Source organism: Actinomadura madurae (assembly GCF_900115095.1).
Taxonomy (GTDB): domain Bacteria; phylum Actinomycetota; class Actinomycetes; order Streptosporangiales; family Streptosporangiaceae; genus Spirillospora; species Spirillospora madurae.
On sequence record NZ_FOVH01000001.1, the window covers coordinates 366129 to 391516 of the forward strand.

Here is a 25388-nt window from a genome sequence, read left to right on the forward strand (position 1 = left end):
CACGATACCGGACGCCCGGAACGACGGCGGTCCAGGTCAGCGGGTTACGAACGGCGCGCGACGAGGGGGTCGCGGCCGAGTCCCCGCAGGGAGGCGTCCAGCACCTGCGCGGTGTGCGCGACGGCGATGCCGGCGCCGCGCCGGCGCAGCGCGGTGGCGATCTGCATCGAGCAGCCGGGGTTGGCGGCGACCAGTAGTTCGGCTCCGGTGGCGTCCACGTTCACCGCCTTGCGGTCGCCGAGTTCGCCGGCGGCCTCCGGCTGGAACAGGTTATAGGTCCCCGCGGAGCCGCAGCAGATGTCCGGTTCGGCGATCTCGCGGACGGTCAGCTCGGGGATCGCGGCGAGCAGGTCGCGCGGCTGGCTCCGCACCCCCTGGGCGTGGGCGAGGTGGCAGGCGTCGTGGTAGGCGACCGTGACCGGAAGTGGCCTGCGCGGCGCGCGGGGCCCGAGTTCCACCAGGTATTCGGCGAGGTCCCGCGTCTTGGCCGAGAGCGCGTCGGCGCGTCCCGCCCAGGACGGGTCGTCCGAGAGCAGCTCCCGGTACTCCTTCATCGCCGACCCGCATCCCGCGGAGTTGACCACGATGACGTCGGCGGCCTCGAACGTCTCGATCGTCCGGCGGGCGAAGGCGCGGGCCTCCTCCGCGCGCCCGGAGTGCATGGACAGCGCGCCGCAGCACCCCTGGTGCCTCGGGATGAGGACGTCGCAGCCCTCCATGGCCAGGACGCGGGCCGTGGCCGCGTTGACGCCGGGGAAGAACTCGCCCTGGACGCAGCCGGTCAGCATGGCGACCGTGGCGCGGCGCCCGCCGCGCGCGGCGACCCGCTCGGGCAGCCGGGGCGACGCGCCGAGCGGAGGCGCGAGCCGCTCCATCGCGGCGAGGGACGGTGAGATGCGCTCCAGCACGCCACTGCGCCGGACGAGCCGCTCCAGGCCCGACTTCTGGTAGGCCCGGAGGGGGCCGCGCAGAGCGCGAAGCCTCCGCTTGTAGGGGAAGAGCTGGAAGACCAGCTCCCGCAGGGCCTTCTCCTTCAGCGACCGCGGGTGTTCCTGCTCGACGTCGGCGCGGGTCGTCTCGATGAGCCGGTCGTACTGCACCCCGGACGGGCAGGACGTCACGCACGCCATGCATCCGAGGCAGCGGTCGAAGTGCTCGACCATCGCGTCGCTGAGCGGCTCGCCCTCCACGTGCTGCTGCATGAGGTGGATACGTCCCCGGGGCGAGTCCATCTCCTCGCCCCACAGGACGTACGTCGGGCACGTCGGCAGGCAGAAACCGCAGTGCACGCAGTCGTTGAGCAGATTCGGGAGGTCGTCCTGAGCGCTCATCAGATACCTCCTGCGAAACGGCCGGGGGACAGGCGATGGCCGGGGTCGAACTGGTCCTTCACCCGCCGCATCAGCGTCAGCGCCGGGATCGGCCCCCACAGATCGATCTCGCCGCGCACCTCCTGCGGCGCGTAGCGGACGACGGCGTGACCACGGTGCCGGGTGAGGATGTCCCGCAGGCGGCCCAGCACGTCGGCCACCTTGTCCGGTTCGAGTGACGACGGCAGGCCCACGTGCCCGTGGCCGCTGCCGCTCCATGTGACGGCGGCGTCCGGGCCGAGGGCGGTGAGGACCTCGCGGAGCGAGGGCGGCGGGGCGGTGATGTCGATGAGGGTGGTGCCGTCCGGATAGAGGCCCCAGCCGTCCGGAGCCGTTTCTACGATCTCGGCCTTCTCGCCGAGCAGCTCCACGGTCTGCCTTGAGCGCTCGGCGACACCGTCCGGTACCCCCTCCAGGAGGACCGCGACCGTGGCCGGGCCGATGTACTCGACCGCGCTGGGCGCGACAGGGGCGTGCAGGACGCTCTGGACCGCGTCGTGCGCGCCTTCGGGTCCGTCCACGGCGCACGTCACGTACGCGGACGCGGCGGGGATCGGATGCAGCCGGAACGTGGCCTCCACGATCAGGCCCAGCGTCCCGAAGGAGCCGGTGAACAGCCGCCCCAGGTCGTACCCGGCGACGTTCTTGACGACCTTCCCGCCCGATCGCGCGATCTGCCCGTCCGCCCGGACGATGGTGAGGCCGATGACCAGGTTCCTCGGCGTCCCGTACAGGGACCGCAGCGGACCGGCCGCGCCCGTGGCGATCGTGCCGCCGACCGTGGACCCCGGCAGGGGGACGTCGAGCGCGAGCCGCTGCCCGCGTTCCGCCAGTTTCTCAGCGAGCCGGTCCATCGGCAGCCCGGCCTCGGCCTTGGCGACCAGGTCTCCGGCGGTGTGCTCGACCAGGCCGTCCAGCCGGTGCGTGTCGACCAGCAGATCGCACCGCTCGGGAGGCGTCCCCCAGTCGAGCCGGGTCTCGGCCCCGCGCGGCACGACGGCGAGGTCGTGTTCGGCGGCCACCCGCATCACGTCGGCGGCCTCGGTCAGGTTCTTCGGCGCCGCGACGAGCGCCGGCTCCACGCCGAGCACGCCTTCCGCGGGCTCACCGGGCCGCACGTCCCCGCAGACCTTCGCCAGGGCGTCCAGGGGCCGCATCAGAAGATGTCCGCCTTTCCCTCGAACGGGTGGGGGCCCTTGCGCTTGCCGGGGACCTCGCCGCAGAGGCGCGGCGTGGGGAAGACCTTCCCCGGGTTGCAGAGTCCCGCGGGATCGAAGCCGCAGCGGACCATCTGCATGGTGTCGAGGTCGGTGTCGGTGAACATGCGCGGCATGTAGCGGGACTTGTCGACGCCGACGCCGTGCTCGCCCGTGATGGAGCCGCCGTGCTCGATGCACAGGTCGAGGATCGCGCCCGACACCTCCTCCGCGCGCTCCTCCGCGCCGGGCTCGGAGTCGTCGAACAGCACCAGCGGATGCAGGTTGCCGTCCCCGGCGTGGAAGACGTTCGCGACCCGCACCCCGGACCGGGCGGACAGGGCGTCGATGCCGGCGAGGACGTCGGGGAGCACCGTGCGGGGGATGACGCCGTCCTGGACGAGGTACGCCGGGCTGATGCGGCCGACCGCCGCGAACGCCGACTTGCGGCCCTTCCAGATCAGCGCCCGCTCCGCGTCGTCGGCGGCGATGCGGATCTCGAACGCGCCCGCGTCCCGGCACAGCCGCTCCACCTCGGCGAACTGGGCGGCCACCTCGGCGTCCGGGCCGTCCAGCTCCACGATCAGAACCGAGCCGGCGCCCGCCGGGTACTCGCAGCGCACCGCCGCCTCCGCGGCCTCGATCGCCAGCGCGTCCATCATCTCGATCGCCGCCGGGACGACGCCCGCCCCGATGATCGCCGACACCGCGGTGCCGCCCGCCTCGATCGAGTCGAACGCCGCCAGCAGCGTCTGCACGGTCTCCGGCACCCGCGTCAGCCGCACCGTGATCTTGGTGGTGATGCCGAGGGTGCCCTCCGCGCCGACGAACACGCCGAGCAGGTCGTAGCCGGGCCCGTCCGCCGACAGCTCGACCAGCTCGCCGTCCGGCGTGACGACCTCGCAGGCGAGCACGTGGTGCGCGGTGAACCCGTACTTCAGGCAGTGCGCGCCGCCGGAGTTCTCCGCGACGTTCCCGCCGACCGAGCAGATCTGCTGGCTGGACGGGTCGGGCGCGAAGTAGTACCCGTAGGGCCGGACCGCCCGCGTGACGTCCAGATTGATCACGCCCGGCTCCACCACCGCCCGCTGGCCCGGGATGTCGATCTCCAGGACGCGGCGCATCCGGGAGGTGACGATCAGCACGCCGTCCGCCCGGGGCAGCGCGCCGCCGGACAGGCCCGTCCCGGACCCGCGCGCCACGTAGGGGATCCCGGCGGCCGCGCACTCCCGGACGATCGCGGCGATCTGCTCGGCCGTGTCGGGCAGCACGACGATCCCGGGCGTCGACCGGTGGTTGGTGAGGCCGTCGCACTCGTACGTGCGCAGCCGCACCGGGTCGGTGATCACCCGGTCCGCCCCGAGCAGCCCCTCCAACCGGGGGGCGAGCGTTCGCAAGGAGTCCATCACCTCCACAATCCTCCGCCCCACCACCTGCCGCAAGATCCCGCCTCCGGTCCGTAGCCGCAGGAGCCCCCTGGGAGTCAGGGGAACTGCTGGTAGGCGGGGGTCGTGAGGAATTCGGAGTACTCGTCGGCCAGCGTGACCTCCTTGAAGAGGGCGACCGCCTGGTCGTAGCGGGGCTCGTTGTAGGCCTGCCCCAGCTCGGCGCGGATCTTGCCCAGTTCCTCGTCGAGCAGCTGCTCCACCCACTCCTTGGTGATCTTCCGGCCCTCGGCGGTGGAGACGCCGTTGTAGATCCACTGCCACACCTGGGAGCGGGCGATCTCGGCGGTGGCCGCGTCCTCCATCAGGTTGTGGATGGCGACCGCGCCGGCGCCGTCGAGCCAGGTGGCGAGGTAGCGCAGCGCCACGTCGATGTCGTTGCGCAGGCCGGCCTCGGTGATCTCGCCGGGGGTGTCCTTGACGTTGAGCAGGTCGGCGGCGGTGACGTGCACGTCCTCGCGGAGCCGGTCCCGCTGGTTCGGCCGGTCGCCGAGGACGCCGTCGAACACCTCGCGGCAGACGGGGACGAGGTCGGGGTGGGCGACCCAGGAGCCGTCGAACCCGTCGCCGGACTCGCGGGTCTTGTCGGCGCGGACCTTCTCCAGCGCGACCTTGTTGACCTCCTCGTCGCGGCGGGAGGGGATGAAGGCCGCCATGCCGCCGATCGCGTGCGCGCCGCGCTTGTGGCAGGTCCGGACGAGCAGCTCGGTGTAGGCCCGCATGAACGGCGCGGTCATCGTGATCGCGTTCCGCTCCGGCAGCACGAAGTCGGCGCCCCGGTCCCGGAACTTCTTGATCACGGAGAAGAGGTAGTCCCAGCGGCCGGCGTTGAGGCCCGCGGAGTGGTCGCGCAGCTCGTAGAGGATCTCCTCCATCTCGAACGCGGCCGGGATCGTCTCGATCAGCACGGTCGCGCGGATGGTGCCGCGCGGGATCTCCAGGGCGTCCTGCGCGAGGTTGAACGCGTCGTTCCAGAGCCGCGCCTCAAGATGGCTTTCCATCTTCGGCAGGTAGTAGTACGGGCCCTTGCCCTTGGCCAGCTGGCGGCGCGCCGAGTGGAAGAAGTACAGGCCGAAGTCGAAGAGCGATCCGGACATGGGCTCGCCGTCGACGAGGAGGTGCTTCTCGACCATGTGCCAGCCGCGGGGCCGGACGACGATCGTCGCGAGTTCCTCGTCGGCCTTGAGGGCGTAGGTCTTGCCGCTCTTGGCGTCGGTGAAGTCGATGGTGCGGTCGAGGGCGTCCCGGAGGTTGAGCTGGCCCTCGATCATGTTGTCCCACAGGGGCGTGTTGGCGTCCTCGAAATCGGCGAGCCACACCTTGGCGCCCGAGTTCAGCGCGTTGATCGTCATCTTCCGGTCGGTCGGCCCGGTGATCTCGACGCGGCGGTCCACCAGGCCGGGCGCCGGTTCGGCGACGCGCCAGGAGTCGTCCTCGCGGACGCCGGCGGTCTCCGGCAGGAAGTCGAGGGTCCCGCCCTCGGAGAGCCTGCGCTGGCGTTCCGCGCGGGCCTCCAGCAGCTCCTCGCGCCGGGCGCCGAACTCGCGCTGCAGGGCGGCGAGCAGGCCGAGCGCCTCGGGGGTCAGGATCTCCTCGTAGCGCTCGCCGAGGGGTCCGGTGACCTCGATGCCTTCCAGTCCAGCCATCTGCCCTGCCCTTTCGTATAGCGAAATTCCACTTCTGTTACGTGGAGAACGGTACTCGGCGGTGCGAGGCCCGGTCAAAGGGGGTCCCCGGCTGCCCCTCCCCGCACGGGGCGGGGTCAATCCAGGAGGGAACGCGGGGGATAACCACGTGACCACCGGGGACGATGCGTGAGACGATCGCCGGGAAGATACGGCCGCGACGCGGCGTTTACCGAGGACATATGACTCAACCTTTCTCTGCAGACCAGACCCACGTTCCGGAAGGCATCGAGATCGAGTACGAGCCCCTGCCGGGCGAGCTCGACCTGGAGGACCGCCGGGCACTGCGCCGCGTCGCGGGCCTGTCCACCGAGCTGACCGACGTCACCGAGGTCGAGTACCGCGCCCTGCGGCTGGAGCGGGTCGTCCTCGTGGGCGTCTGGACCGAGGGCACGGCCGAGGCGGCCGAGAACTCCCTGCGCGAGCTGGCGCTGCTCGCCGAGACCGCGGGCTCGCAGGTGCTCGAGGGGCTCGTCCAGCGCCGGTCCCGCCCCGACCCGGCCACCTACATCGGCTCCGGCAAGGCCGCGGAGCTGCGCGACGTCGTCATCTCCACCGGCGCCGACACCGTCATCTGCGACGGGGAGCTGGCGCCGAGCCAGCTGCGCCACCTGGAGGAGACCGTCCAGGTCAAGGTGATCGACCGGACCGCGCTGATCCTCGACATCTTCGCCCAGCACGCCAAGAGCCGCGAGGGCAAGGCGCAGGTCGAGCTCGCGCAGCTCAACTACCTGCTCCCGCGGCTGCGCGGCTGGGGCGGCAACCTGTCCCGGCAGGTCGGCGGGCGCGCCGCGGGCGGCGTCGGCATCGGCGGCCGCGGCCCCGGCGAGACCAAGATCGAGCTGGACCGGCGGCGGATCCGCACCCGGATGGCCAAGCTGCGCCGGCAGATCGCCGGCATGTCCAAGGCGCGCGACACCAAGCGCGGCGAGCGGCGCCGCCACCAGGTGCCCGCCGTCGCCATCGCCGGCTACACCAACGCGGGCAAGTCGTCGCTGCTCAACCGGCTCACGGGCGCCGGGGTGCTGGTGGAGGACGCGCTGTTCGCCACCCTCGACCCGACCGTCCGGCGCGCCGAGGCGCCCGGCGGCCGCGCCTACACCCTGGCCGACACCGTCGGGTTCGTCCGGCACCTGCCGCACCAGCTGGTCGAGGCGTTCCGCTCGACGCTGGAGGAGGTCACCGACGCCGGGCTGGTCCTGCACGTCGTGGACGGCTCCGACCCCGATCCCGAGGCGCAGATCGACGCGGTGCGCGAGGTGCTGCGCGAGATCGACGCCGACCGGATCCCCGAGATCGTCGTCATCAACAAGGCGGACGCCGCGGACGAGCTGGCGATCGCGCGCCTGCAGCGCCGCGAGCCGCACAGCGTCGTCGTCTCCGCCCGCACCGGGTTCGGCATCGAGGAGCTGCGCGCCGCGATCGAGGCGAACCTGCCGGGGCTGGAGAGCGAGCTGCGCCTCCTGGTGCCCTACGAGCGCGGCGACGTCGTCGCGCAGGTGCACGAGCGGGGCGAGGTCCTCAAGCAGGAGCACATCGCCGAAGGGACGCTCTTGCACGCCCGCGTGCCGGCCGTTCTCGCGAGCGAACTGGCCCGCTACGAGACCGTCTCGCCCACGGTCTGAATATCCTTTCCACCGGGCCCCCTTTTGTGGGGGTCCGGTGGATTTTGGGACTACCGGGACGATCGTTTCGGGGACGACTAAAGGCGCCTCCTGGTCGCCGAACGGTGACAGCTTGCCCAATCCGCTTGACGGTCCGGTTGAAATCCGTACGGTCGTAGAGCTAGGGGCGGGGTGATGGGTGTCGATGCGCTGCGATCAGAGGTTGTCCGACGGACCTTCAGTGCACTACCGTGACGAAACCGATATCTCCGGTCTCGTTGCCGATGGTGGCCTCCCGGTCACCCGACCCTCCAGCGGTGGAGTCGCCGGCACCCAGCCGGCGTTTCGGATCGAGAGCAGGTGGCCCAACCATGGCAGGTCCGAACCCCGGCACGAGGGCAGGCGGCCCCTTCCAGCGCCACACGGCGCCCGGTTCCGCGCTCCGGCGCGCATGGCCCCACCCAGGTCGGTGACCCTATGACGGTACGGCTGTTGACGAACATCGGCAGGCTCTGGACGGGCACCGACGTCTGCAGCAACGCCGCGGTGCTCATCCACGACGACCGGGTCGTCTGGGCCGGCCCCGCGTCCGACCTCCCGCAGAGCGTCCCCGGCATCATCGACGACATCGTCGACGTCGACCACGTGGAGAACCTCGGCGGCGGCCTCGTCACCCCGGGCCTCATCGACGCGCACTCGCACCCCGTCTACGCGGGCAACCGCTGGGCCGAGCTGGCGATGCGGACCAGCGGCTCGTCCCACTCCGCCATCACCGCGGCCGGCGGCGGCGTCAACTCCACCGTGACCGTCACCCGGGGCACCGACCCCTGGACGCTCTGCAACGGCGTCCGCGAGCGGCTCCGCCAGTGGATCCTCGCCGGCACCACCACCGTCGAGGCCAAGACCGGCTACCACCTCACCCGCGACGGGGAGCTGGCCGACATCCGGATGCTGCGGTCGCTGGAGGGCGAGCCGTCCATGCCCCGCATCCACGCCACCTTCCTCGCCGCGCACATCCTGCCGCCCGAGTTCTTCGGGCGCCGCCGCGACTACATCGAGGCCGTCCGGCTGTGGGCCGGCGACGCCGCCGTCGCGGGCGCCGACAGCATCGACGTCTACTGCGACGAGGGCCACTTCACCGCCGAAGAGGCGCGCGCCCTGCTCCTCACCGGCAAGCGCGCCGGCCTGAAGGCGCGCATGCACGCCTGCGCCAACGAGCGCATCGGCGCCGCGCAGGTCGCCGCCGAGGTCGGCTGCGCGTCCGCCGACCTGCTCACCCAGGCCAGCGACGACGACATCAAGGCCCTCGCGCACGCCGGCGTCACCGCCACCGTCTGCCCCGGCAGCTCCCTCAACAGCAGCCGCGCGCCCGCGCCCGTCCGGCAGATGCTCGACCGCGGCGTCACCGTCGCCCTCGGCACCGACCACAACCCCGGCCAGTGCGGCATCACGTCCATGCCCCTCGTCATCGGGCTGTCCGTCGCGATGTTCGGGCTGAGCGTGAACGAGGCCCTGCGCGCCGCCACCCTCGGCGGAGCCGCCGCGCTGCGCGTCGGCGACCGCGGTTCGCTCGCGCCCGGGATGCTCGCCGACCTCGTCCTGTGGGACGCCGACCACGAGGGCGCGTTCGCGTGGGCGTTCGGCCTGCGCGCCCTGCGGGTCTGGCGCGGCGGCGTCCCCGTCCAGCCCTGACCCGTTCCGCCGGCCGCGAGGTTCCCGCCGTCCGCGACGCGCCTGGCGGGCGGGTAGTGTCGCCACCATGGGCAGTGCGGTCGCGGTCGTCACGGATTCCACCGCCTACCTTCCCCCGGGGCTCGCCGAACGGCACGGGCTGACCATCGTCCCCCTGCAGATCGCGGTCGGCGGTGCCACGCGGGACGAAGGCGACATCACCACCGCCGAAGCCGCCCAAGCGCTGAAAGAATGGCATCCCGTCACCACGTCCCGTCCGGCGCCCGAGCGTTTCGCGGACGCCTACAAGGCGGCCGCCTCGTCCGGCGCTCGGGCGGTGGTGTCGGTGCATTTGTCTTCGGCGATGTCTGGGACGGTGGAGGCGGCGAGGTTGGCGGCTGAGGATGCGCCGGTTCCCGTCAGCGTGCTGGACAGCGGGACCATCGGGATGGGGCTCGGGTTCGCCGCCCTTTCCGCGGCGGCCGTGGCGTTGGCGGGCGGGACGGCGGAGGAGGCGGTGTCGGCCGCGGTTCGCCGTGCCGGGCTGACCCGGTCCCTGATCTATGTCGACACGCTCGAACACTTGCGGCGCGGCGGGCGGATCGGCGCCGCGGCCACTCTGGTCGGCTCCGCGCTGATGGTGAAGCCGCTGCTGGACATCGCCGACGGCCGGCTCGCCCCGCTGGAGAAGGTGCGCACGTCCTCGCGGGCGCTCGCGCGGCTGGAGGAACTCGCCGTCGCCGCGGCGGGGGACCGGAGCGTCGACCTGGGCGTGCAGCACCTCGCCGCGTCCGCCCGCGCGGAGACCCTCGCCGCCCGCCTCCGCGAACGCGTCCCGCACGTCCAGGACGTCTACGTCGGCGAGGTCGGGCCGGTCATCGGCGCCCACGTCGGGCCCGGCATGCTCGGTGTCGTCGTGGCGCCGCAGCTGTGAGTCAGGCGGTCAGGAGGCGGCGGAGCGCGACCGGCGGACGGCCGGTCTCCGCCTTGACCGTCCGGGTGAGATGGGCGTGGTCGGCGAAACCCAGGTCGGCGGCGAGGCGGGACAGGTCCTGCTCGCCCTGCTCGATGCGGTCGAGGGCCCGCCCGACCCGGATGCGGTTGCGGTAGCGGGTGACTGACATGCCGGTCTGCCTTCGGAACGTCCGGCTCAGGTGGGACGGAGAGACCTCCAGAAGCCGGGCCAGCGAGACGAGGCTCCCCGCCTGGGGGTGGTCACCGGCGATGGCCTCACGGGCTTCGTCGGCCAGCGCGCGCCGCTTCCCGCCCTGCTCGTCCAGACCCAGGTGGACGAGCAGGCTCATGAGCCGCTCGGCCGTCTCGTACGCCACGTCCGGCCCCGCTCGCAGGAGGAGCCGGTGGGCCACGTCCGCGCGCGCGCCGACTCTGACCGTCCCGGAAGGCCGGCGCGCAAGGCTTGGGTGGAGCGTGATGGCCGTGCACACGTCGCCGCCCGCGGGATGCGCGAACTGGCCCTCCTCGCCGGGCGCCTGCGCATAACCGGTCGCGGCGTCGACCACGACCCGCCCGTGCCGCGACCGCATGCGGAACCGTCCTTTACGCACCAGGACGATCTGGTGGGCGGTGGACGGCTCGGGTTCCGACCAGCCGGGCCGACGCCCGGCGCAGCGCACCGCGTGGACGGCGAAGCCCTCCGTCTCCGCCACGGTCGTCGACTCGTGCATGGCCGCCATCGTACGCAGGGACAAACTTCTTCAAGCGCCCTCGGCGGGGCACCGTGCACACTCGCGGAATGGCGAAACGATGGCTGCTCGTGGTGCTGCTCACGGGACAGACGATGGTCTCGATGGACGGCTCCATCGTGGCGGTGGCCATGCCCGACATCGCGTCCGGGCTGCACGCGTCGGGCGCCCTCCTGCAACTCGTCACAGGCGGATACATCTTCGCCTTGGCCGTGCTGGTCGTCACGGGGGCGCGGCTGGGCGACAAGCTCGGTCACCGCACGATGTTCTTTCTCGGACTGTTCGGCTTCACGGCCGCGTCCCTGGCCTGCGGGCTGGCGCCTAACGGCGCCGTCCTAGTGGCCGCGAGAGTCTTCCAGGGCGCGTCGGCTGCGTTGCTGCTGCCGCAGGTCTTGTCGCTGATACAGCTCTCCTTCGAGGGGCCCGCCCGTGCCCGAGCACTCGGCCTGTACTCGATGGTGCTCGCGCTCGGGGTCGCACTGGGACAGATAGTGGGCGGCGTCATCGTGACCGTCGGCGGTAGCTGGCGGCCCATCTTCCTCGTGAACGTGCCTGTTGGCGCGTTGCTCCTCGGCGTCGGACCCAGGCTCATGCCACCGGCGGCCGGTAAGAAGGTGCGCCTGGATATCCCCGGTGTCGGACTCCTCTCCTTCGGGATTGCGGCGCTCATCGTGCCGCTCGTCCTGGGGAGGGAGCAGGGTTGGCCGTTCTGGACGTGGCCCTCCCTGACAGTGGGGTGTGTAGTGCTCGGCGTGTTCTGCGTCCATGAGCTGAGGGCCTCATCGCCGTTGCTGGACCTCTCCGTGCTGCGCAGACGCTCTGTGCGTCCAGGACTGTTCGCGGCGTGCGCCGTGATGGGTGCCTACACGGGGTTCTTGTTCACGCTCGCCCTCTACCTGCAGAACGTGCTCCGCTTCTCACCGCTTGAGGCCGGGCTGACGTTCGTCCCGTACACCGTTGGTTTCGCCACGGCTGGTCTTGGCTGGACGCGTCTGCCCCGGCGGGCCCGGACGAACCTCCCGACCATCGGCCTGCTCTGCTTCGCCGTCGCGGTGTCGATCCTGCCGGTGCTCGCGGGAGACGGCTGGCCGGTCTCCCTGTCGATCCCCCTCCTGTACACCGCCGGTGCCGGTCACGCGGCGGGGTTCAGCCCCCTCGTCGACCGCATCACCGGGGCCGTGGGGCCCGCCCAGGCGTCCTCGGTGTCCGCGCTCACCAACACCGGGACGCTGTTGTCCAACGTCCTTGCTATCGCCCTGTTCGGCGGCCTCTACCTCTCGGAACCCGGCACGCTCACCCACGTCACGGTGCCTCTGGCGGCCCTGCTCGTTCTCGCCGCGGCCGTCGCGAGGAACCGCTGACCCGGAGTTATCCACAACCGGCGGTTCCCCGGCAGCCGATCTCGGCGGCTCCTTAGCGTCGGTCGCCATGAGACCCGACACGCAGGACCGCCTCCAATCCCTGATGGGACGGTGGAAGCCACCCGCCGACCCGCCTGCCGCCTTCTCACGGTCGACGCCCGAGCGACCGCACGTCCGCATTCTCGTCCTCGTCGGCGTCATCGCCGCGCTGGCCGGGGCCGGCTACCTGTGGCTCGCCCGGCCGCGCCCCCAGCCGGCGCCCGGCCCGCCGGCGAGCGCCTCGCTCGCCGAACCGCGCCCCGCCCCGGCGGCCAGCCCGGCGGCGGCCTCGTCCTCGGTGGTCGTGCACGTCCTCGGCAAGGTCGAGCACCCGGGCGTCGTCACGCTGCCGTCCGGCTCGCGCGTCGCCGAAGCGATCAAGGCCGCGGGCGGGGTGCGGAAGGGCGCGAAGACCGGCACCCTCAACCTCGCCCGCCAACTCGTCGACGGCGAGCAGATCCCGGTCGGCATCCGGGCGCCGTCACCGTCCCCGCCCGCCCCAGACGGTGCTGCCCCGCCCGGCGTGGGCGCACCCGGCGCCCCGGTCGACCTCAACGCCGCCACCGCCGACCAGCTGGACGACCTCCCCGGGGTGGGGCCCGTCCTCGCCCAGCGCATCGTCGCCTACCGCACCGAGCACGGCGGCTTCCGCTCCATCGACCAGCTCCAGGACGTCAGCGGCATCGGCGCCCGCCGCTTCGCCGACCTGAAACCGAAGGTCCGCGTGTGACCCACGACCTCCGCCTGCTCGCCCCCGCCTTCGCGGTCTGGCTGACGGCCGCCACCACCATCGGCCTGCCCCCGCCCGTCGTCTACGCCGTGGCGGCGGCCTTCGCCGGGACGTCCCTGTACCTGCTGATCACCCGAGGACCGACCCCGCCCAACCACGGCACGGACCCGAATCCGAGCCGCGACCCTCCCGGACACCGTCCCCCGACGCGTTTCCACGTTCGCCTCCGAAGTGCGGCGCGGTCCGGTCCTTCCAACGATCGCGAAGACCCAGGCCCGAGGCGCGATTCTGCTGGAAACGTGCTCCACGTTGCCAGCCGTACTAGTAGGAATCGGTCCGGGCGGAGGATGATCCTCGGAGTCGTGCTGGCCTGCTCTGCGGCGTCGGCCGCCGGGGTGGCGTTCCGGACGACCGCCGTGAGCGACGGCCCGGTCCGCGGCCTCGCCGATGCCGGGCGCTTCGCGACGGCCGAGGCGGTCGTGACCGCCGACCCGCGGGCGAAGCCGGGCAACGGGCGCCGCATCGCCATCGTCCGTGCCCGAGCGGAGGCCGTACAGAGGACCAAGGTCCGCGTTCCCGTCCTCCTGATCGCGGGCGACCCGCGTTGGCTCCGCCTGGTGCCCAGCCAGCGGGTGCGGCTCCGCGGGCGGTTCGTTCCGCCCAAGGGCCCCGGCCTGCTGGCGGCGGTCGTGATCGTGCGCGGACCGCCCGCCGTCCTCGGCCCACCGTCCACGATCCAGCGCGCCGCCGAGCACGTGCGGGCGCGGCTCCGGGCGGCCGTGGCTCGGCTGCCACCTGACCAGCGCGGCGTCCTGCCCGGCATGGTCGTCGGCGACACCTCGCGCCTGGCCCCCGACCTCGCGGACGACTTCCAGACCGCCGGGCTCACCCACCTGCTGGTGGTCTCCGGCGCGAACCTGGCGATCGTCATCGGGGCGGTCCTCGGGCTGTGCCGCTTTGCGGGCCTCGGACACCGCCGGGCCCCGCCCGTCGCCGTCCTCGCGGTCTTCGCGTTCGTCGTCGTCGCCCGTCCGGAACCGAGCGTCCTGCGCGCGACCGTGATGGGCCTCATCGGCCTGCTCGCCCTGTTCACCGGCCGCCGCCGCCAGGGCATCCCCGCCCTGGCCGCCGCCGTGCTCCTCCTCGTCCTCATCGACCCGGAGCTGGCGCGTTCGTACGGCTTCGCGCTGTCGGTGCTCGCGACCGCGGGCCTCCTCGTCCTGGCGCCGCCGTGGCGCGACCGCCTGGCCCGCCGCCTCCCCGGCCCCCTCGCGGACGCCCTCGCCGTCGCCGCCGCGGCCCAGGTGGCCGTGGCGCCCGTCCTGGTGATGCTGTCCGGCGAGATCGGAGTGCTCGCAGTCGTCGCGAACCTGCTGGCGGCCCCCGCCGTCGCCCCCGCCACCCTCCTCGGAGCCCTTGCCGCCGTCACCGCCCCCGCCTCGTTGCCGCTCGCCCGGGTGATCGTGTGGCCCGCGGGCCTCGCCGTCGCCTGGATCATCCGGGTGGCCAGGACCACCGCGGACCTGCCCTACGCGACGATCCCCTGGACCACCGGCGGTCTCGGCGCCGTGACGCTCCTGCTCGCGGGCGGCGCCGCCGTCCTGCTCCTGCGCAGCCGCCGCCTCCGCCTGTGCGCGGCCGCGGCCATGACCGGCGTCCTCGCCGCGGTCGTCGCGATGCGCGTCCTGGCCCCCTCCTGGCCCCCGCCGGGCTGGCACATGGTGGCCTGCGACGTAGGCCAGGGTGACGCGCTGGCCCTCTCCACAGGCCCCGGCCAGGCCGTCGTCGTGGACACCGGTCCCGAGCCGGCCCTGGTCGACGGCTGCCTGCGACGCCTCCACATCGAGGACGTGCCGCTGCTGATCCTGACCCACCCGCACGCCGACCACATCAACGGCACATCCGGCGTCATGAACAACCGAACCGTTCACTCGATCCTCACGACCTCCCGCACGTCCGGCCGCGAAGCCCGCCTCGCCCACGGCCTCCCGATGCGCCCCGCCCACGCGGGCCAGCAGTGGCGCGTCGGCGACCTGACCCTGTCGATCCTCGCCCCGCAGACCACCACTCCCGCGCTCTCCCCGAAGGACGACGGCACCACGATCAACAACGCGAGCGTCGTCCTCGTCGCCCGCAGACCGGGCTTCAGCGCCCTCCTGGCAGGCGACATCGAGGCCGACGCCCAGCGCGCCCTGGCGTCCGCGGTCCCTCGCGTCCATGTCCTGAAGGTCCCCCACCACGGTTCCCGCAGCCAGGCCCCCGGCTTCCTGGCCGCTGCGCGCGCCCCCATCTCCGTGATCTCGGTAGGCGCCCACAACGACTACGGCCACCCGTCCCCGGCCACCCTGGGACTCCTGCAACGCCTCCGCTCCCAGATCCACCGCACCGACAAGGAAGGGGACATAGCCTTCGCAAGCGCCAGAGCCGGCATCACCGTCATCCCACGCAACTGACCCCCGCCGTTCGCCACAAAACGCGCAACAGACGACCACCAACGCCGACCAGAAAGACCCCGGATGGCCCCTACCCAACGTCCGCATGGCGACCGTCGCCATCCCACCACGCCAGACAGCGCCGAACGCCCCTCCACCCAGCCCACCAATCCCCGCCCCAGCCACACCACAGCGGCGCGGGTGATCATTACACCTCGCCGGGGGGAGAGATGCCGACGCGATGGCACCCCGTCACCACATCCCGCCCGGCGCCCGAGCGTTTCGCCGACGCCTACAAGGCGGCCGCCGCATCCGGTGCCCGGGCGGTGGTGTCGGTACATCTGTCTTGGGCGATGTCTGGGACGGTGGGGGCGGGGCCGTGGCGGCGCCGGATCGCGGCAGGCCTGCCCGGTGGGGAGGACGTATTGGTGGCGGTCCGCGGTGCGTGGCCGGCTCACCATACGTCGGTGACGGGAGCGCGGTCGGTCGGTGGGCGTGGCATGCTGCAGGGGTGTCGGTTGAGCCCATCATTCTGGTCGTCGGTGACGAAGAGCTGCTTGTGGAGCGCGCGATCGGCGACGTCGTCGCGTCTGTGCGGGTGGAAGATCCGGAGGTCGAGGTCATCGATCTTGCGCCGGGCGGGCTGGAGACCGGGCGGATCTCGGAGCTGACGTCGCCGTCGCTGTTCGGCGGCGGGAAGGTGCTCGTGCTGCGGGCGGCCCAGGACCTCGGGAAGGACCTGTCCGCCGAGGTGCTGAAGTACGCCAGGACGCCCGCGGAGGACGTCGTGCTCGTCGCCGTCCATCACGGCGGGGCCAAGGGGAAGGCGCTCGTGGACGGGCTGACCAAGCTCAAGGCCCGCAAGATCTCCTGCCCGAAGGTCACCAAGGCCGGGGAGCGCGTCGACTTCGTCCGGACCGAGATCCGCAACGCGGGCGGGAAGATCTCGCCGGACGGGGCGCGCGGGCTCATCGAGGCGGTCGGCAACGACCTGCGGGAACTGGCCGCCGCGTGCAGCCAGCTCGTCGCCGACACCGGAGGGAAGATCGACGACGCGGCCGTCGCCCGGTACTACCGGGGGCGCGCCGAGGTCAGCGGGTTCACCGTGGCGGACAAGGCGATCGAGGGGCAACTGGCCGAGGCGCTCGAACAGCTCCGCTGGGCGCTCGCGACGGGCGTCGCGCCGGTGCTGATCGTCAGTGCGCTGGCGCAGGGCGTGCGGGGGCTGGCGAAGGTCGGCGGCGCCCCGCGGGGGGCGCGCGGCGCGGCCCTGGCGAAGGAGCTGGGCATGCCGCCGTGGAAGATCGACCGAGTGCAGAGGCAGCTGCGCGGCTGGACCGGCGACGGCGTCGCGCGCGCCTTGACCGCGGTCGCTGAGGCGGACGAGCAGGTCAAGGGCGGTGCAGCCGATCCGGCGTATGCCCTGGAGAAGACGGTTGCTCAGATTGTCGCCGCGCGGCGGTGACCCGGTGATCGGTGCGCGGGCCTGCGGAGCGTCCTGCAACTACTGAAACCGGTCCTGTGGTGGTGCGGGGGGTCGGTCGGGTGGTGATCATGGGATGCGGTCGCGTGGGACCGTCTGGTGGGTGGTGAGGTCGCGGGCGAGGACGAGGTTGCCGAGGTCGCGGCGGCCTTGTAGGCGTGGTCGGGGCTCCGTTGTTCAGGTTGGCTTGGCTTCTGCTTTTGCTTTTAGGCCGTTGGCTTCCATGGTTACGTAGCGGCGGGTCAGGCGGCCTGTGAAGAGGGCGATGGCGGGGGCCAGGGGGCCTGTCTGGTCGATGGTCAGGCGGACCGTGGTCGTTCCGTTGGGGGTGCGGAGGACGTCGTGGCCGGCGGTCGTGCGGACGCCGGGGGAGCGGGACTCCCAGGTGAAGTTCTCGTTCTCGGTGAAATCGGTGACCGTCCAGATGGCGGCGGGGAGCTTCGGCTGGTGGACGCGGGCGCGGCTGGAGAGGGCGAACGGCTTGTCGAGGATCTCGACGCGGTCCACCGAGTCGGTCATGTCGGGCCAGCGCTCGACGTCGGTCAGGATGCGCCAGACGGTTTCCGGGGCGGCGTCGATGTCGACGGAGATCTCGAAGTGCACGGAGTGCTCCTCAGCGCGGTGCGGATGGCGGTCAGCAGGTCGGCGACCAGGGGATCGTCGGCGCGGCCGGGCAGGTGGAGAGCGTAGTAGGGGACGGCGGGCAGGTCGATGATCTCGCGTGCCGCGAGGCCGGGAGGGGGCGGGACGCAGCCGTTCACGACGGCCAGGCCGACGCGCAGGGACGCGAAGTGCAGCATCAGGGGCCAGCCTTCCGCCTCGACCGCGATCGACCAGGGCACCTCGGCGGCGCGCAGCGCGCGTTCGAGGGTGACGCGGTGCGGGCCGGACGGCGGCGGGACGATCAGCGCCGCGTCCGCGAGGTCGGCCAGGGTGAGGTGCGTCCTGGCGGTGAGCGGGTGGTCGTCCGGCATGACCAGCACCTGCGGGTAGGTGGCCAGCGGGACCGCCTCGATGTCGGACGGCAGGACGTCCAGGACGGCGACGCCGACGTCGGCGCGGCCGGTGCGGACGGCGGTCAGGGTGCGGGCGCGGTCGCCGTTGATCAGGCGGATGCCGGGGTGGACGGCGTCGCCGAGCAGGTACAGGTAGGCGCCCTCGCCGGCGGCCAGGGTCGGGACGCGCCCCGGCTCGGCGCCGTGGACGCCGGCGAGGAAGGCCGTCACGCGGGCGTCCAGGTCACGGGCGAACCGGGCGACCTGCTCCCCGGCGGGCGTCAGGACCAGGCGGCGTCCGTGCCGCGTGTAGAGGGGGCGGCCGAGGGTCTCGGTGAGCTTGCGCACCTTGACGTGGAGGGCCGGCTGGGAGATGTGGAGTTCCTCGGCGGCGCGGGTGAAGTTGAGGTGGTCGGCGAAGACGGCGAACGAGGCGAGCGCGTCCGTGGAGAGGCGTGCCAGGTCCATAGTCAAGAACTATAGGCGGTCGTTGATTTTATAGTTCTGCTTTAGAGTCGCGGGCTGGAGAGTTGTGGGCATGGACATCGAACCGCGGCTCGGCGTCGACTTCGGCCGGGTCATCCACGGCGGGCTGCTCGCCCCCGGCGACGACGACACCGTGTTCCTCGACGGGACCTTCGAGGAGGCGCTCGCCTCGTCCGCGACCGAGGGCGTCTACGAGGTGCTGCCCGGCCTGGTCGAGGCGTTCGGGGGGCGGGCCTGGATCATCTCCAAGTGCGGCGAGCGGGTGCAGAAGAGGACGCTGGCCTGGCTCGACCACCACGACTTCTACGCGCGGACGGGCATACCGAGGAGCAATGTCCGGTTCTGCCGGAAACGGCGGGACAAGGCGCGGCACTGCGCGGAACTCGGGATCACCCACATGATCGACGACCGGCTGGACGTGCACGACGCCGTCCGCGAGATCGTGCCCTACCGGTACCTGTTCGGGCCGAAGGCGGGGCCCGACTGGGTGCGGCACGTGCCGGACTGGGACGCCGCGCGGGTCATCCGCGAAGATATTCCGGTGGAACCGAGTCGACCAGCCACACGCCGTTCGCGCTGACGCGGAACTCGTGCCCGCCGGCGGCCATCCGCGCGGCCTCGACCACGAGGACGACGGGTTCGCCGCGGCGGGCGCCGACGCGCCGGGCGGTCTCGCGGTCGGGGGAGAGGTGGACGGCGTGCCGTTCCATCGGCAGCAGGCCGTCCCGGAGGATCGCTTCCACGAAGCGGCCCACGGTGCCGTGGTAGAGCAGGTCAGGCGGAGGCACGACCGGCAGGCCCAGGTCGACGGGGACCGAATGGCCCTGGACGGCCCGGATGCGGTTCCCGTCCAGTTCGTAGCGCCGCTTGTCGTTGGCGGCCACGACGTGCTCGATCTCGTCACGGGTGAGCGCGAACCCGTGGCGCGCGGACGCGGCGATGAGGTCGCCGACGTCCGCCCAGCCGCCCGGATCGAGCGTGAGGCCGATCCGCTCGGGGCGGTGCCGCAGATGCTTGGCGAGATACTTGGAGATCTTCACCAGCCGGCGTTCGTCCATCGGACATGCGTCGGGGCCGGCGTGACGGCCGGCCCCGTGCGTGCGGCTCTTACTCGGCGGCCTGCAGGGCGGCGGCGCGCTTGGCGATCGCCGACTTGCGGTTGGCGGCCTGGTTCTTGTGGATGACGCCCTTGCTGACGGCCTTGTCCAGCTTGCGGGCGGCCTCGCGCTGGGCGGCGACGGCGACATCGACGTTTCCGGCGTCCGCGGCCTCGCGGAACTTGCGGATCGCCGTCTTCAGCTCGGACTTCACGGCCTTGTTGCGCAGGCGGGCCTTCTCGTTCTGCTTGTTGCGCTTGATCTGGGACTTGATGTTAGCCACGTCGTAGTGCCTCAGCTTGGTTGCGATCCTTGCCTGCGGACGGGCAGGCGCCAACGGGAATGTCTGAACGGGGGCGGGACGGTGCCCCCGGGGCACGACGCTACGCCACACGCAGTCGCACAGCCTACCAATCACCGGGGCCCGGCCCAAACCGGGCCGCGCACGGAGCATCGCGCCGGGCATGGGACCATGGGACGCACAGATCTCTGTCAACCAGTGAGTTTTGCGAACGGACCCCGGTGCCAGCGCCTCAGCCCGACAAGACCGATCCCGCGATCATCCGCAACTTCTGCATCATCGCGCACATCGACCATGGCAAGTCGACCCTCGCGGACCGGATGCTGCAGCTGACCGGTGTGGTCGAGGGGCGCCAGATGCGCGCCCAGTACCTCGACCGCATGGACATCGAGCGCGAGCGCGGCATCACCATCAAGAGCCAGGCGGTCCGGCTGCCCTGGACGTCCGGCGGCACCGACCACGTCCTGAACCTGATCGACACGCCGGGGCACGTCGACTTCTCCTACGAGGTGTCGCGGTCGCTCGCGGCGTGCGAGGGCGCGGTCCTGCTGGTGGACGCGGCCCAGGGCATCGAGGCGCAGACGCTCGCGAACCTGTACCTGGCCCTCGAAGCCGACCTGCACCTGATCCCCGTCCTCAACAAGATCGACCTGCCGGCGGCGCAGCCGGAGAAGTACGCCGAGGAGCTGGCCGGGATCATCGGCTGCGACCCGTCGGACGTGCTGCGCGTGTCGGGCAAGACCGGCGAGGGCGTCCGGGAGCTGCTCGACAAGATCGTCGAGGAGGTGCCGGCGCCGGTCGGCGACGCCGACGGCCCCGCCCGCGCGCTGATCTTCGACTCGGTCTACGACACCTACCGGGGCGTCGTCACCTACGTCCGGATCATGGACGGGCACCTGTCGCGGCGCGAGAAGAGCCTGATGATGTCGACCGGGGCCGCGCACGAGACCCTGGAGGTCGGCGTGATCTCCCCGGAGCCGAAGCCCGTGCAGGGCCTCGGCGTCGGCGAGGTCGGCTACCTGATCACCGGCGTGAAGGACGTCCGGCAGGCGCGGGTCGGCGACACCGTGACCATCGCCTCCCGCCCGGCGCCCGAGGCGCTCGGCGGCTACCGCGACCCGAAGCCGATGGTGTTCTCCGGCCTGTACCCGGTGGACGGCGACCAGTACCCCGAGCTGCGCGACGCGCTCGACAAGCTGCGGCTGAACGACGCCGCGCTGGTCTACGAGCCGGAGACGTCGGCGGCGCTCGGGTTCGGGTTCCGCTGCGGCTTCCTCGGCCTGCTGCACATGGAGATCGTCCGGGAGCGGCTGGAGCGGGAGTTCGACCTGTCGCTCATCTCGACCGCGCCGAACGTCGTGTACCGGGTGGTGATGGAGGACGGCTCCGAGCACGCCGTCACCAACCCCAGCGAGTTCCCCGAGGGCAAGATCGGCTCGGTGTACGAGCCGGTGGTGAGGGCGACGCTGCTGTCCCCGTCCGAGCACATCGGCGCGATCATGGAGCTGTGCCAGGGCCGCCGCGGCGTGCTGCTCGGCATGGACTACCTGTCGGAGGACCGGGTCGAGATCCGCTACACGCTGCCCCTCGCCGAGATCATCTTCGACTTCTTCGACCAGCTGAAGTCGCGGACCCGCGGGTACGCCTCGCTCGACTACGAGCCCAGCGGCGAGCAGGAGGCCGACCTGGTGAAGGTCGACATCCTGCTGCAGGGCGAGTCGGTGGACGCGTTCAGCCAGATCGTGCACCGGGACAAGTCGCGCGAGTACGGGCTGATGATGACGTCCAAGCTCAAGGAGCTCATCCCGCGGCAGCAGTACGAGGTGCCCATCCAGGCCGCGATCGGCGCCCGGATCATCGCCCGGGAGAACATCCGCGCGATCCGCAAGGACGTCCTCGCCAAGTGCTACGGCGGCGACATCTCCCGCAAGCGCAAGCTGCTGGAGAAGCAGAAGGAGGGCAAGAAGCGGATGAAGACCATCGGGCGGGTGGACGTCCCGCAGGAGGCCTTCGTCGCGGCGCTCTCCACGGGTGGCGGCGGCGACACCGACAAGGGCAGGAAGTAGCCGCCGCTCCCCGGTGGGGGCCGCCGCTCCGGGAAAGTCGCTACTTCAGCAGCGGCCAGGCCACCGCGGACGGGACGCGGCGGAACTCGCCGCGGTTGGCCGCCCGTCCCGCGTAGACGAGGAAGAACATCACCGCGGCCGTGAAGAGCAGCGGCACCCAGATGAAGAAGTCGACGGCCAGCGACAGCAGGCCGAAGACGACCCACACGGCGATCGCCGCGATGCCCATGTTGAGGCCCTGGGCGGCGTGCTTGCGGACGAACGGTGAGCGGGCCTTGCCGAGGTAGACCACGGCCGGCGCGATGGCGCCGACGAGGAACTGACCCACGTACGCCATCAGCGACCACGTCTTCTCGTCGTCGCTGACGGGGCCGAAGTGGCCCGGCATCTGGGCGGTGCCTCCGCCCTGGGGCGGCTGCTGCCATCCTGAGCCGGGCTGTGGCTGCTGTGGCTGCTGCCAGGCGTTACCGGGCTGCTGCCAAGGGGCCTGTTGCTGCTGCTGCCATTGGGGCTGCTGTCCCTGGCCGGGCGACGGGGGAGGCCCGTAGGCCATGGTGGACGTCCTCTCAAGGTTCGCTGTGCGAGCTGTTGGCGAACAGTATGACTCCTTGGACGCTCCTGGAGTTCGCACTGGTTCCGTCACATGGCCGGGCGCGTGGCCGTTTCGCGCCACGGGCCCGGCCGCGTGATGCGTCAGGGACGCCAGATGACGGCGGACGGCTCGGCGGGCGTGAGCGTGACCGAGCCGGTCCACGCGACGGACGACGGCCGCGGCAGGTAGGAGTCGTCCAGGACGAAGCCCCGGTTGACGGACGTGACGGTGACGGGCGCGCCGTTGTCGCCCCACCTGGTCGGCCGCCGGACGGCCTCGATGCTCGCGATGTCGGAGACCGTCGTGCCCTCGGGCAGCTCGACCGTGGTGGTGGCGGCGCCGTCGCGTTCGACCGACCAGGTGGGCTCGTCGTGGTCGGAGCGGTAGAGCGTGGACGGGTCGGACCTGAGCCGGACGCCGAGCGCCACCCCCGGCGCGGAGCCGGGCAGCGTCGCCGCGCCGGTCGTCTTGGCGAACTCCGCGAACAGGTACGTGCGGAGGTCGCCGACCTCGCGCGTCGCCGGATCGGACGGCTCCTCGATCTTGCCCTCGCGCAGCATCTCCTCGGCCGCGATCCGGTACGTCCACGGCTCGCGGTCCATGACGACCTCGCGGGCGCGCCCGTCCGGACGGGTTCCGGACGCGTCGAGCAGGAACCGCAGCGGCGGGTCCGGGGAGATCACGTCGCACAGGTTGTTGTTGTCGGTGCAGGTCTGCAGGACCGGGTGGTCGCCTTCGTAGCGGCCGGTGAACTTGAACGTCAGGTGCATGGGCGCCTGGTAGACGCCGCTGCCCTCCACCCGCTTGCCGGACGCGTCCACCTCGACCCGGTAGACCCATTCGATGTCGGTCGTCCGGCCCCAGCGGGCCATCAGGGCGGGCGTGTCGGTGCCGCCGTCCTCGTTGCTCCACACCATCGAGTACTCGATGACGCGATGCCCCGGGGTCGCGGCGGGGCGGGTCTCGTGCCAGGCGACCAGCGGGGTGTCGGTCCTGGCGTTCTGGTACGGGTCGCCGAACGGCCAGCCCGTCCGCCCGACGATGACGGGCGCGTGGCGCAGGGCGAGCGCGTCCGCCTCGGGCATGGCCACGCGGGGGCTCTGGAGGGTGACGCTGCGGGCGGCCGGGGCGCTGCCCTCGGCGAACCGCAGCGTCACCGTGTGGCGGCCCTCCGCGACGTGCCCCAGGCCGAGGCTGCGGGGGATCGGCGCGGACGAGGGGACGACGAGGTCGGTCACGTGGCGCCCGTCGACGGCGACCGACACCACGGCGGACTCGGCGCCCGCGCGGGCCCAGGACACGCCGGGGGCGGACGCGGCGAAGGAGATCACGGCCTCCCCGTCCCGGCCGGCGGTGAAGGGCAGCGACCGGGCGGGTCCGCCGCGGTGGACGGTGATCGCCGCCCCGGCGACGTGGGCGGGGGCGGCGGCGCGGGCGGGGGTGACGGCGAGGGCGAGGGGAGCGCCGGCGAGGGCGGCGCCGGTCATGGCGAGGACGGCATGACGCGCACGGCTTCTCATGATCGGCGAACCTAGAGCGGCGGAGTTGCGTTCCGGTGACGGCACGGTCCCCTGTGGGTGTCGGCTTCGTGCGCGCCGGGGCGCGGCCGTCGCGACCGGGCCGTCAGGATCCGGCCCACAGCGGCGCGAGCGCGTCCGGCAGCCGCAGGGCCACTCCGGTGAACCGGTCCGCGGGGCCGGGCCGGTCGGGCTCGTACAGGGTGAGGCCCGAGGCGGCCAGCCGGACGGTCCGGCCGCGCCGGACGATCTCGTGGCCGAGCTCCCGCAGCAGCGTGACGACGTCGCGGGCGGGCTCGTCGAGCAGGTCGACGCCGTCGAGCCGGAACCGCATCTCCGGGTTGCCGCTCCAGCCCGCCGCCCGCGTCCCGAAGATCTCGGCGAGCCGCTCCACGCCGTCCTCGCCGCGGCCGGTGGACAGCGCGAGCGTCCCGCGCCCCACCCGGACGCTGCGGTGGTCGGCCCAGCCGCACAGGAACGACGCCTTCGGCGGGCGGGTGCCGCAGCGCTCGGCGACCGCGCCGAGGGTCGTCCAGGCGTCCGCGGCGCGGGTGGAGAACAGCAGGTTCGCGTCCGGCAGCAGGGCCCCGCGGCCCGGCTCCAGCGTGATCACGAACGGCGGCACCCGCCCGGGGAACCGGGCCGGGTCGGCCTCCCGGAGCGTGACGATCCCCTCCCACTCGACGGGGTCCTCCACCGCGAACCAGGTGATCACCGACTCCGCGCCGAACTCGCGGAAGGTCGCGTCGGTCAGCCGCTCGGCGACGGCCTCCCGCAGGCCCTCGGCCGTCTCGGCGAGCCGGCGGCGCCACCACGCCGGCTCCGGGTCGCCGCGCCCGCCGGCCGACCAGCGCGTCCCGGCCCCGGCGAAGTCGGAGCGCTGCTCGGCGCCCGCGCCGTCGACCACCACGCAGTGCCACCCGTCCGGTTCCCCGCGCACCACCACCCGCGCGGGCACCCGGTCACGCCCGGCCACACCCTCGTTCCGCATCCGGATGACTTTATCCGCATTCATCATGGTCGCTCAGGCGGTCGCGCGGCCCCGCGGCCGCGTCCGCCGGGGCGACACGGGCGCCCGCCGCCGGGCGTGGCGGTGTTCGCCGGTACGGTCGGACGGGTAGCGTGCCTGATCAACCGACCGCGACAGTCCTCCGGAGGCAGCGTGACCCAGCCCGAGCAGGTTCTGCGATCCGAAAAGGAGCGGGAGACGGTGAACGGCGCCGTCCGCGCGCTGCGCGCCGCCGCCCCCGCGGGCTGGGAGCGGCTCGACTTCGAGTTCCGCGCGACGGTCGGCATCGACAGCGCCTCCTTCGAGGTCGAGGACGCCGGCGGCGGGCGCCGCACGGCCCTGCCGCCCGGCCAGGCCGTCGGGCGGATGGACGAGCTGCGCCGTGTGATGTACCGGGCCGACAAGGGCGCGTGGTTCACCGCGCGCCTCCAGGTCGAGCGCTCCGGCCATTTCAGCGCCGAGTTCGACTACGACGGCGAGCCCGAGTTCACCCCGCCCCTCGCGCCGTCCGCCTACGCCCTGGACCTCGACCGCTTCCCCCGCGCGGACGAGCACATCCCGGACTGGCTCCGCGCCAAGCTCGGCGAGGCCTGACCGGACGGAGCA

22 protein-coding genes are annotated in these 25388 nt (G+C 72.5%); 10 read left to right on the top strand and 12 right to left on the bottom strand.

What is annotated here, in order from left to right:
* Window positions 1-44: 44 nt before the first annotated feature.
* The 4 genes from BM339_RS01785 to aceB all read right to left on the bottom strand — a co-directional run bounded on the left by BM339_RS01785 (window position 45) and on the right by aceB (window position 5657).
* On the bottom strand, window positions 45-1331 hold the full coding sequence (locus tag BM339_RS01785; RefSeq protein WP_075019717.1) for a (Fe-S)-binding protein: 1287 nt from the start codon (window positions 1329-1331) through the stop codon (window positions 45-47).
* Complete coding sequence (locus BM339_RS01790; RefSeq protein WP_021592989.1) at window positions 1331-2527, bottom strand: FAD-binding oxidoreductase; 1197 nt, start codon at window positions 2525-2527, stop codon at window positions 1331-1333. The genes BM339_RS01785 and BM339_RS01790 overlap by 1 nt, the downstream gene beginning before the upstream one ends.
* Window positions 2527-3972: an FAD-linked oxidase C-terminal domain-containing protein gene (locus BM339_RS01795; protein WP_024934616.1), complete on the bottom strand. Its 1446-nt coding sequence runs from the start codon at window positions 3970-3972 to the stop codon at window positions 2527-2529. Before BM339_RS01795 ends, BM339_RS01790 begins: the two co-directional genes overlap by 1 nt.
* Window positions 3973-4049: 77 nt before the next feature.
* Complete coding sequence (aceB, locus tag BM339_RS01800) at window positions 4050-5657, bottom strand: malate synthase A (RefSeq protein ID WP_021592991.1); 1608 nt, start codon at window positions 5655-5657, stop codon at window positions 4050-4052.
* A 221-nt stretch (window positions 5658-5878) separates the two neighbouring features.
* On the opposite strand from aceB, the gene hflX reads away from it, so the two are divergent.
* The 3 genes from hflX (at window position 5879) to BM339_RS01815 (ending at window position 9905) form a co-directional block, all read left to right on the top strand.
* Window positions 5879-7321, top strand: coding sequence for a GTPase HflX (hflX, locus tag BM339_RS01805; protein ID WP_075019718.1), 1443 nt, complete (start codon window positions 5879-5881; stop codon window positions 7319-7321).
* Window positions 7322-7777: 456 nt separating this feature from the next.
* Window positions 7778-8992, top strand: coding sequence for an imidazolonepropionase (gene hutI, locus BM339_RS01810; RefSeq protein ID WP_021592993.1), 1215 nt, complete (start codon window positions 7778-7780; stop codon window positions 8990-8992).
* A 67-nt stretch (window positions 8993-9059) separates the two neighbouring features.
* Entirely contained in the window at window positions 9060-9905 is an 846-nt protein-coding gene (locus BM339_RS01815) for a DegV family protein (protein ID WP_075019719.1), read from the top strand.
* Window position 9906: 1 nt separating this feature from the next.
* On the opposite strand, the gene BM339_RS01820 is transcribed toward BM339_RS01815, so the two are convergent.
* Window positions 9907-10656, bottom strand: a complete 750-nt coding sequence (locus tag BM339_RS01820) for a helix-turn-helix domain-containing protein (protein ID WP_075020119.1) — start codon at window positions 10654-10656, stop codon at window positions 9907-9909.
* Window positions 10657-10724: 68 nt separating this feature from the next.
* On the opposite strand from BM339_RS01820, the gene BM339_RS01825 reads away from it, so the two are divergent.
* The 4 genes from BM339_RS01825 (at window position 10725) to holA (ending at window position 16701) form a co-directional block, all read left to right on the top strand.
* Entirely contained in the window at window positions 10725-12035 is a 1311-nt protein-coding gene (locus BM339_RS01825; RefSeq protein WP_083597179.1) for an MFS transporter, read from the top strand.
* Window positions 12036-12102: 67 nt separating this feature from the next.
* The gene (locus BM339_RS01830) at window positions 12103-12804 is read left to right on the top strand and encodes a ComEA family DNA-binding protein (protein ID WP_083597181.1); all 702 of its coding nucleotides are present in this window, start codon (window positions 12103-12105) and stop codon (window positions 12802-12804) included.
* Between the two features lie 362 nt (window positions 12805-13166).
* Window positions 13167-15257: a ComEC/Rec2 family competence protein gene (locus BM339_RS01835; protein WP_256255154.1), complete on the top strand. Its 2091-nt coding sequence runs from the start codon at window positions 13167-13169 to the stop codon at window positions 15255-15257.
* A gap of 490 nt (window positions 15258-15747) precedes the next feature.
* Window positions 15748-16701 carry a DNA polymerase III subunit delta gene (gene holA, locus BM339_RS01840; protein ID WP_021597827.1) on the top strand — a complete coding sequence of 318 codons (954 nt, stop codon included), beginning with the start codon at window positions 15748-15750 and terminating at the stop codon, window positions 16699-16701.
* Window positions 16702-16896: 195 nt separating this feature from the next.
* On the opposite strand, the gene BM339_RS01845 is transcribed toward holA, so the two are convergent.
* The gene (locus BM339_RS01845) at window positions 16897-17322 is read right to left on the bottom strand and encodes an SRPBCC family protein (protein WP_021597828.1); all 426 of its coding nucleotides are present in this window, start codon (window positions 17320-17322) and stop codon (window positions 16897-16899) included.
* A complete protein-coding gene (locus BM339_RS01850; RefSeq protein WP_083597185.1) occupies window positions 17262-18182 on the bottom strand; it encodes a LysR family transcriptional regulator in 921 nt (306 codons plus the stop codon). The genes BM339_RS01845 and BM339_RS01850 overlap by 61 nt, the downstream gene beginning before the upstream one ends.
* Before the next feature lie 70 nt (window positions 18183-18252).
* Between BM339_RS01850 and BM339_RS01855 the strand changes: the two genes are divergently transcribed.
* A complete protein-coding gene (locus BM339_RS01855) occupies window positions 18253-18780 on the top strand; it encodes a hypothetical protein (RefSeq protein ID WP_021597830.1) in 528 nt (175 codons plus the stop codon).
* Here BM339_RS01855 and BM339_RS01860 read toward each other — a convergent pair.
* Together BM339_RS01860 and rpsT are read right to left on the bottom strand one after the other, a co-directional pair.
* Entirely contained in the window at window positions 18722-19258 is a 537-nt protein-coding gene (locus BM339_RS01860) for an RNA 2'-phosphotransferase (protein ID WP_021597831.1), read from the bottom strand. The two genes, BM339_RS01855 and BM339_RS01860, sit on opposite strands and share 59 nt — an antisense overlap.
* Window positions 19259-19307: 49 nt before the next feature.
* The gene (gene rpsT, locus BM339_RS01865) at window positions 19308-19580 is read right to left on the bottom strand and encodes a 30S ribosomal protein S20 (RefSeq protein WP_021597832.1); all 273 of its coding nucleotides are present in this window, start codon (window positions 19578-19580) and stop codon (window positions 19308-19310) included.
* 239 nt (window positions 19581-19819) lie between these two features.
* On the opposite strand from rpsT, the gene lepA reads away from it, so the two are divergent.
* On the top strand, window positions 19820-21664 hold the full coding sequence (gene lepA / locus BM339_RS01870) for a translation elongation factor 4 (RefSeq protein ID WP_075019720.1): 1845 nt from the start codon (window positions 19820-19822) through the stop codon (window positions 21662-21664).
* 40 nt (window positions 21665-21704) lie between these two features.
* Here the strand turns inward: lepA and BM339_RS49540 are convergent, their stop codons facing one another.
* The 3 genes from BM339_RS49540 to BM339_RS01885 form a co-directional block, all read right to left on the bottom strand.
* Entirely contained in the window at window positions 21705-22217 is a 513-nt protein-coding gene (locus BM339_RS49540) for a DUF4870 domain-containing protein (protein ID WP_083597187.1), read from the bottom strand.
* A gap of 140 nt (window positions 22218-22357) precedes the next feature.
* A complete protein-coding gene (locus BM339_RS49545; RefSeq protein ID WP_075019721.1) occupies window positions 22358-23776 on the bottom strand; it encodes a hypothetical protein in 1419 nt (472 codons plus the stop codon).
* A 103-nt stretch (window positions 23777-23879) separates the two neighbouring features.
* Window positions 23880-24764 carry a hypothetical protein gene (locus BM339_RS01885; protein WP_075019722.1) on the bottom strand — a complete coding sequence of 295 codons (885 nt, stop codon included), beginning with the start codon at window positions 24762-24764 and terminating at the stop codon, window positions 23880-23882.
* A 171-nt stretch (window positions 24765-24935) separates the two neighbouring features.
* Here BM339_RS01885 and BM339_RS01890 point away from each other — a divergent pair, with 171 nt between their 5' ends.
* Window positions 24936-25376, top strand: a complete 441-nt coding sequence (locus BM339_RS01890) for an antitoxin YezG family protein (RefSeq protein WP_075019723.1) — start codon at window positions 24936-24938, stop codon at window positions 25374-25376.
* The last annotated feature ends 12 nt before the right edge of the window (window positions 25377-25388 follow it).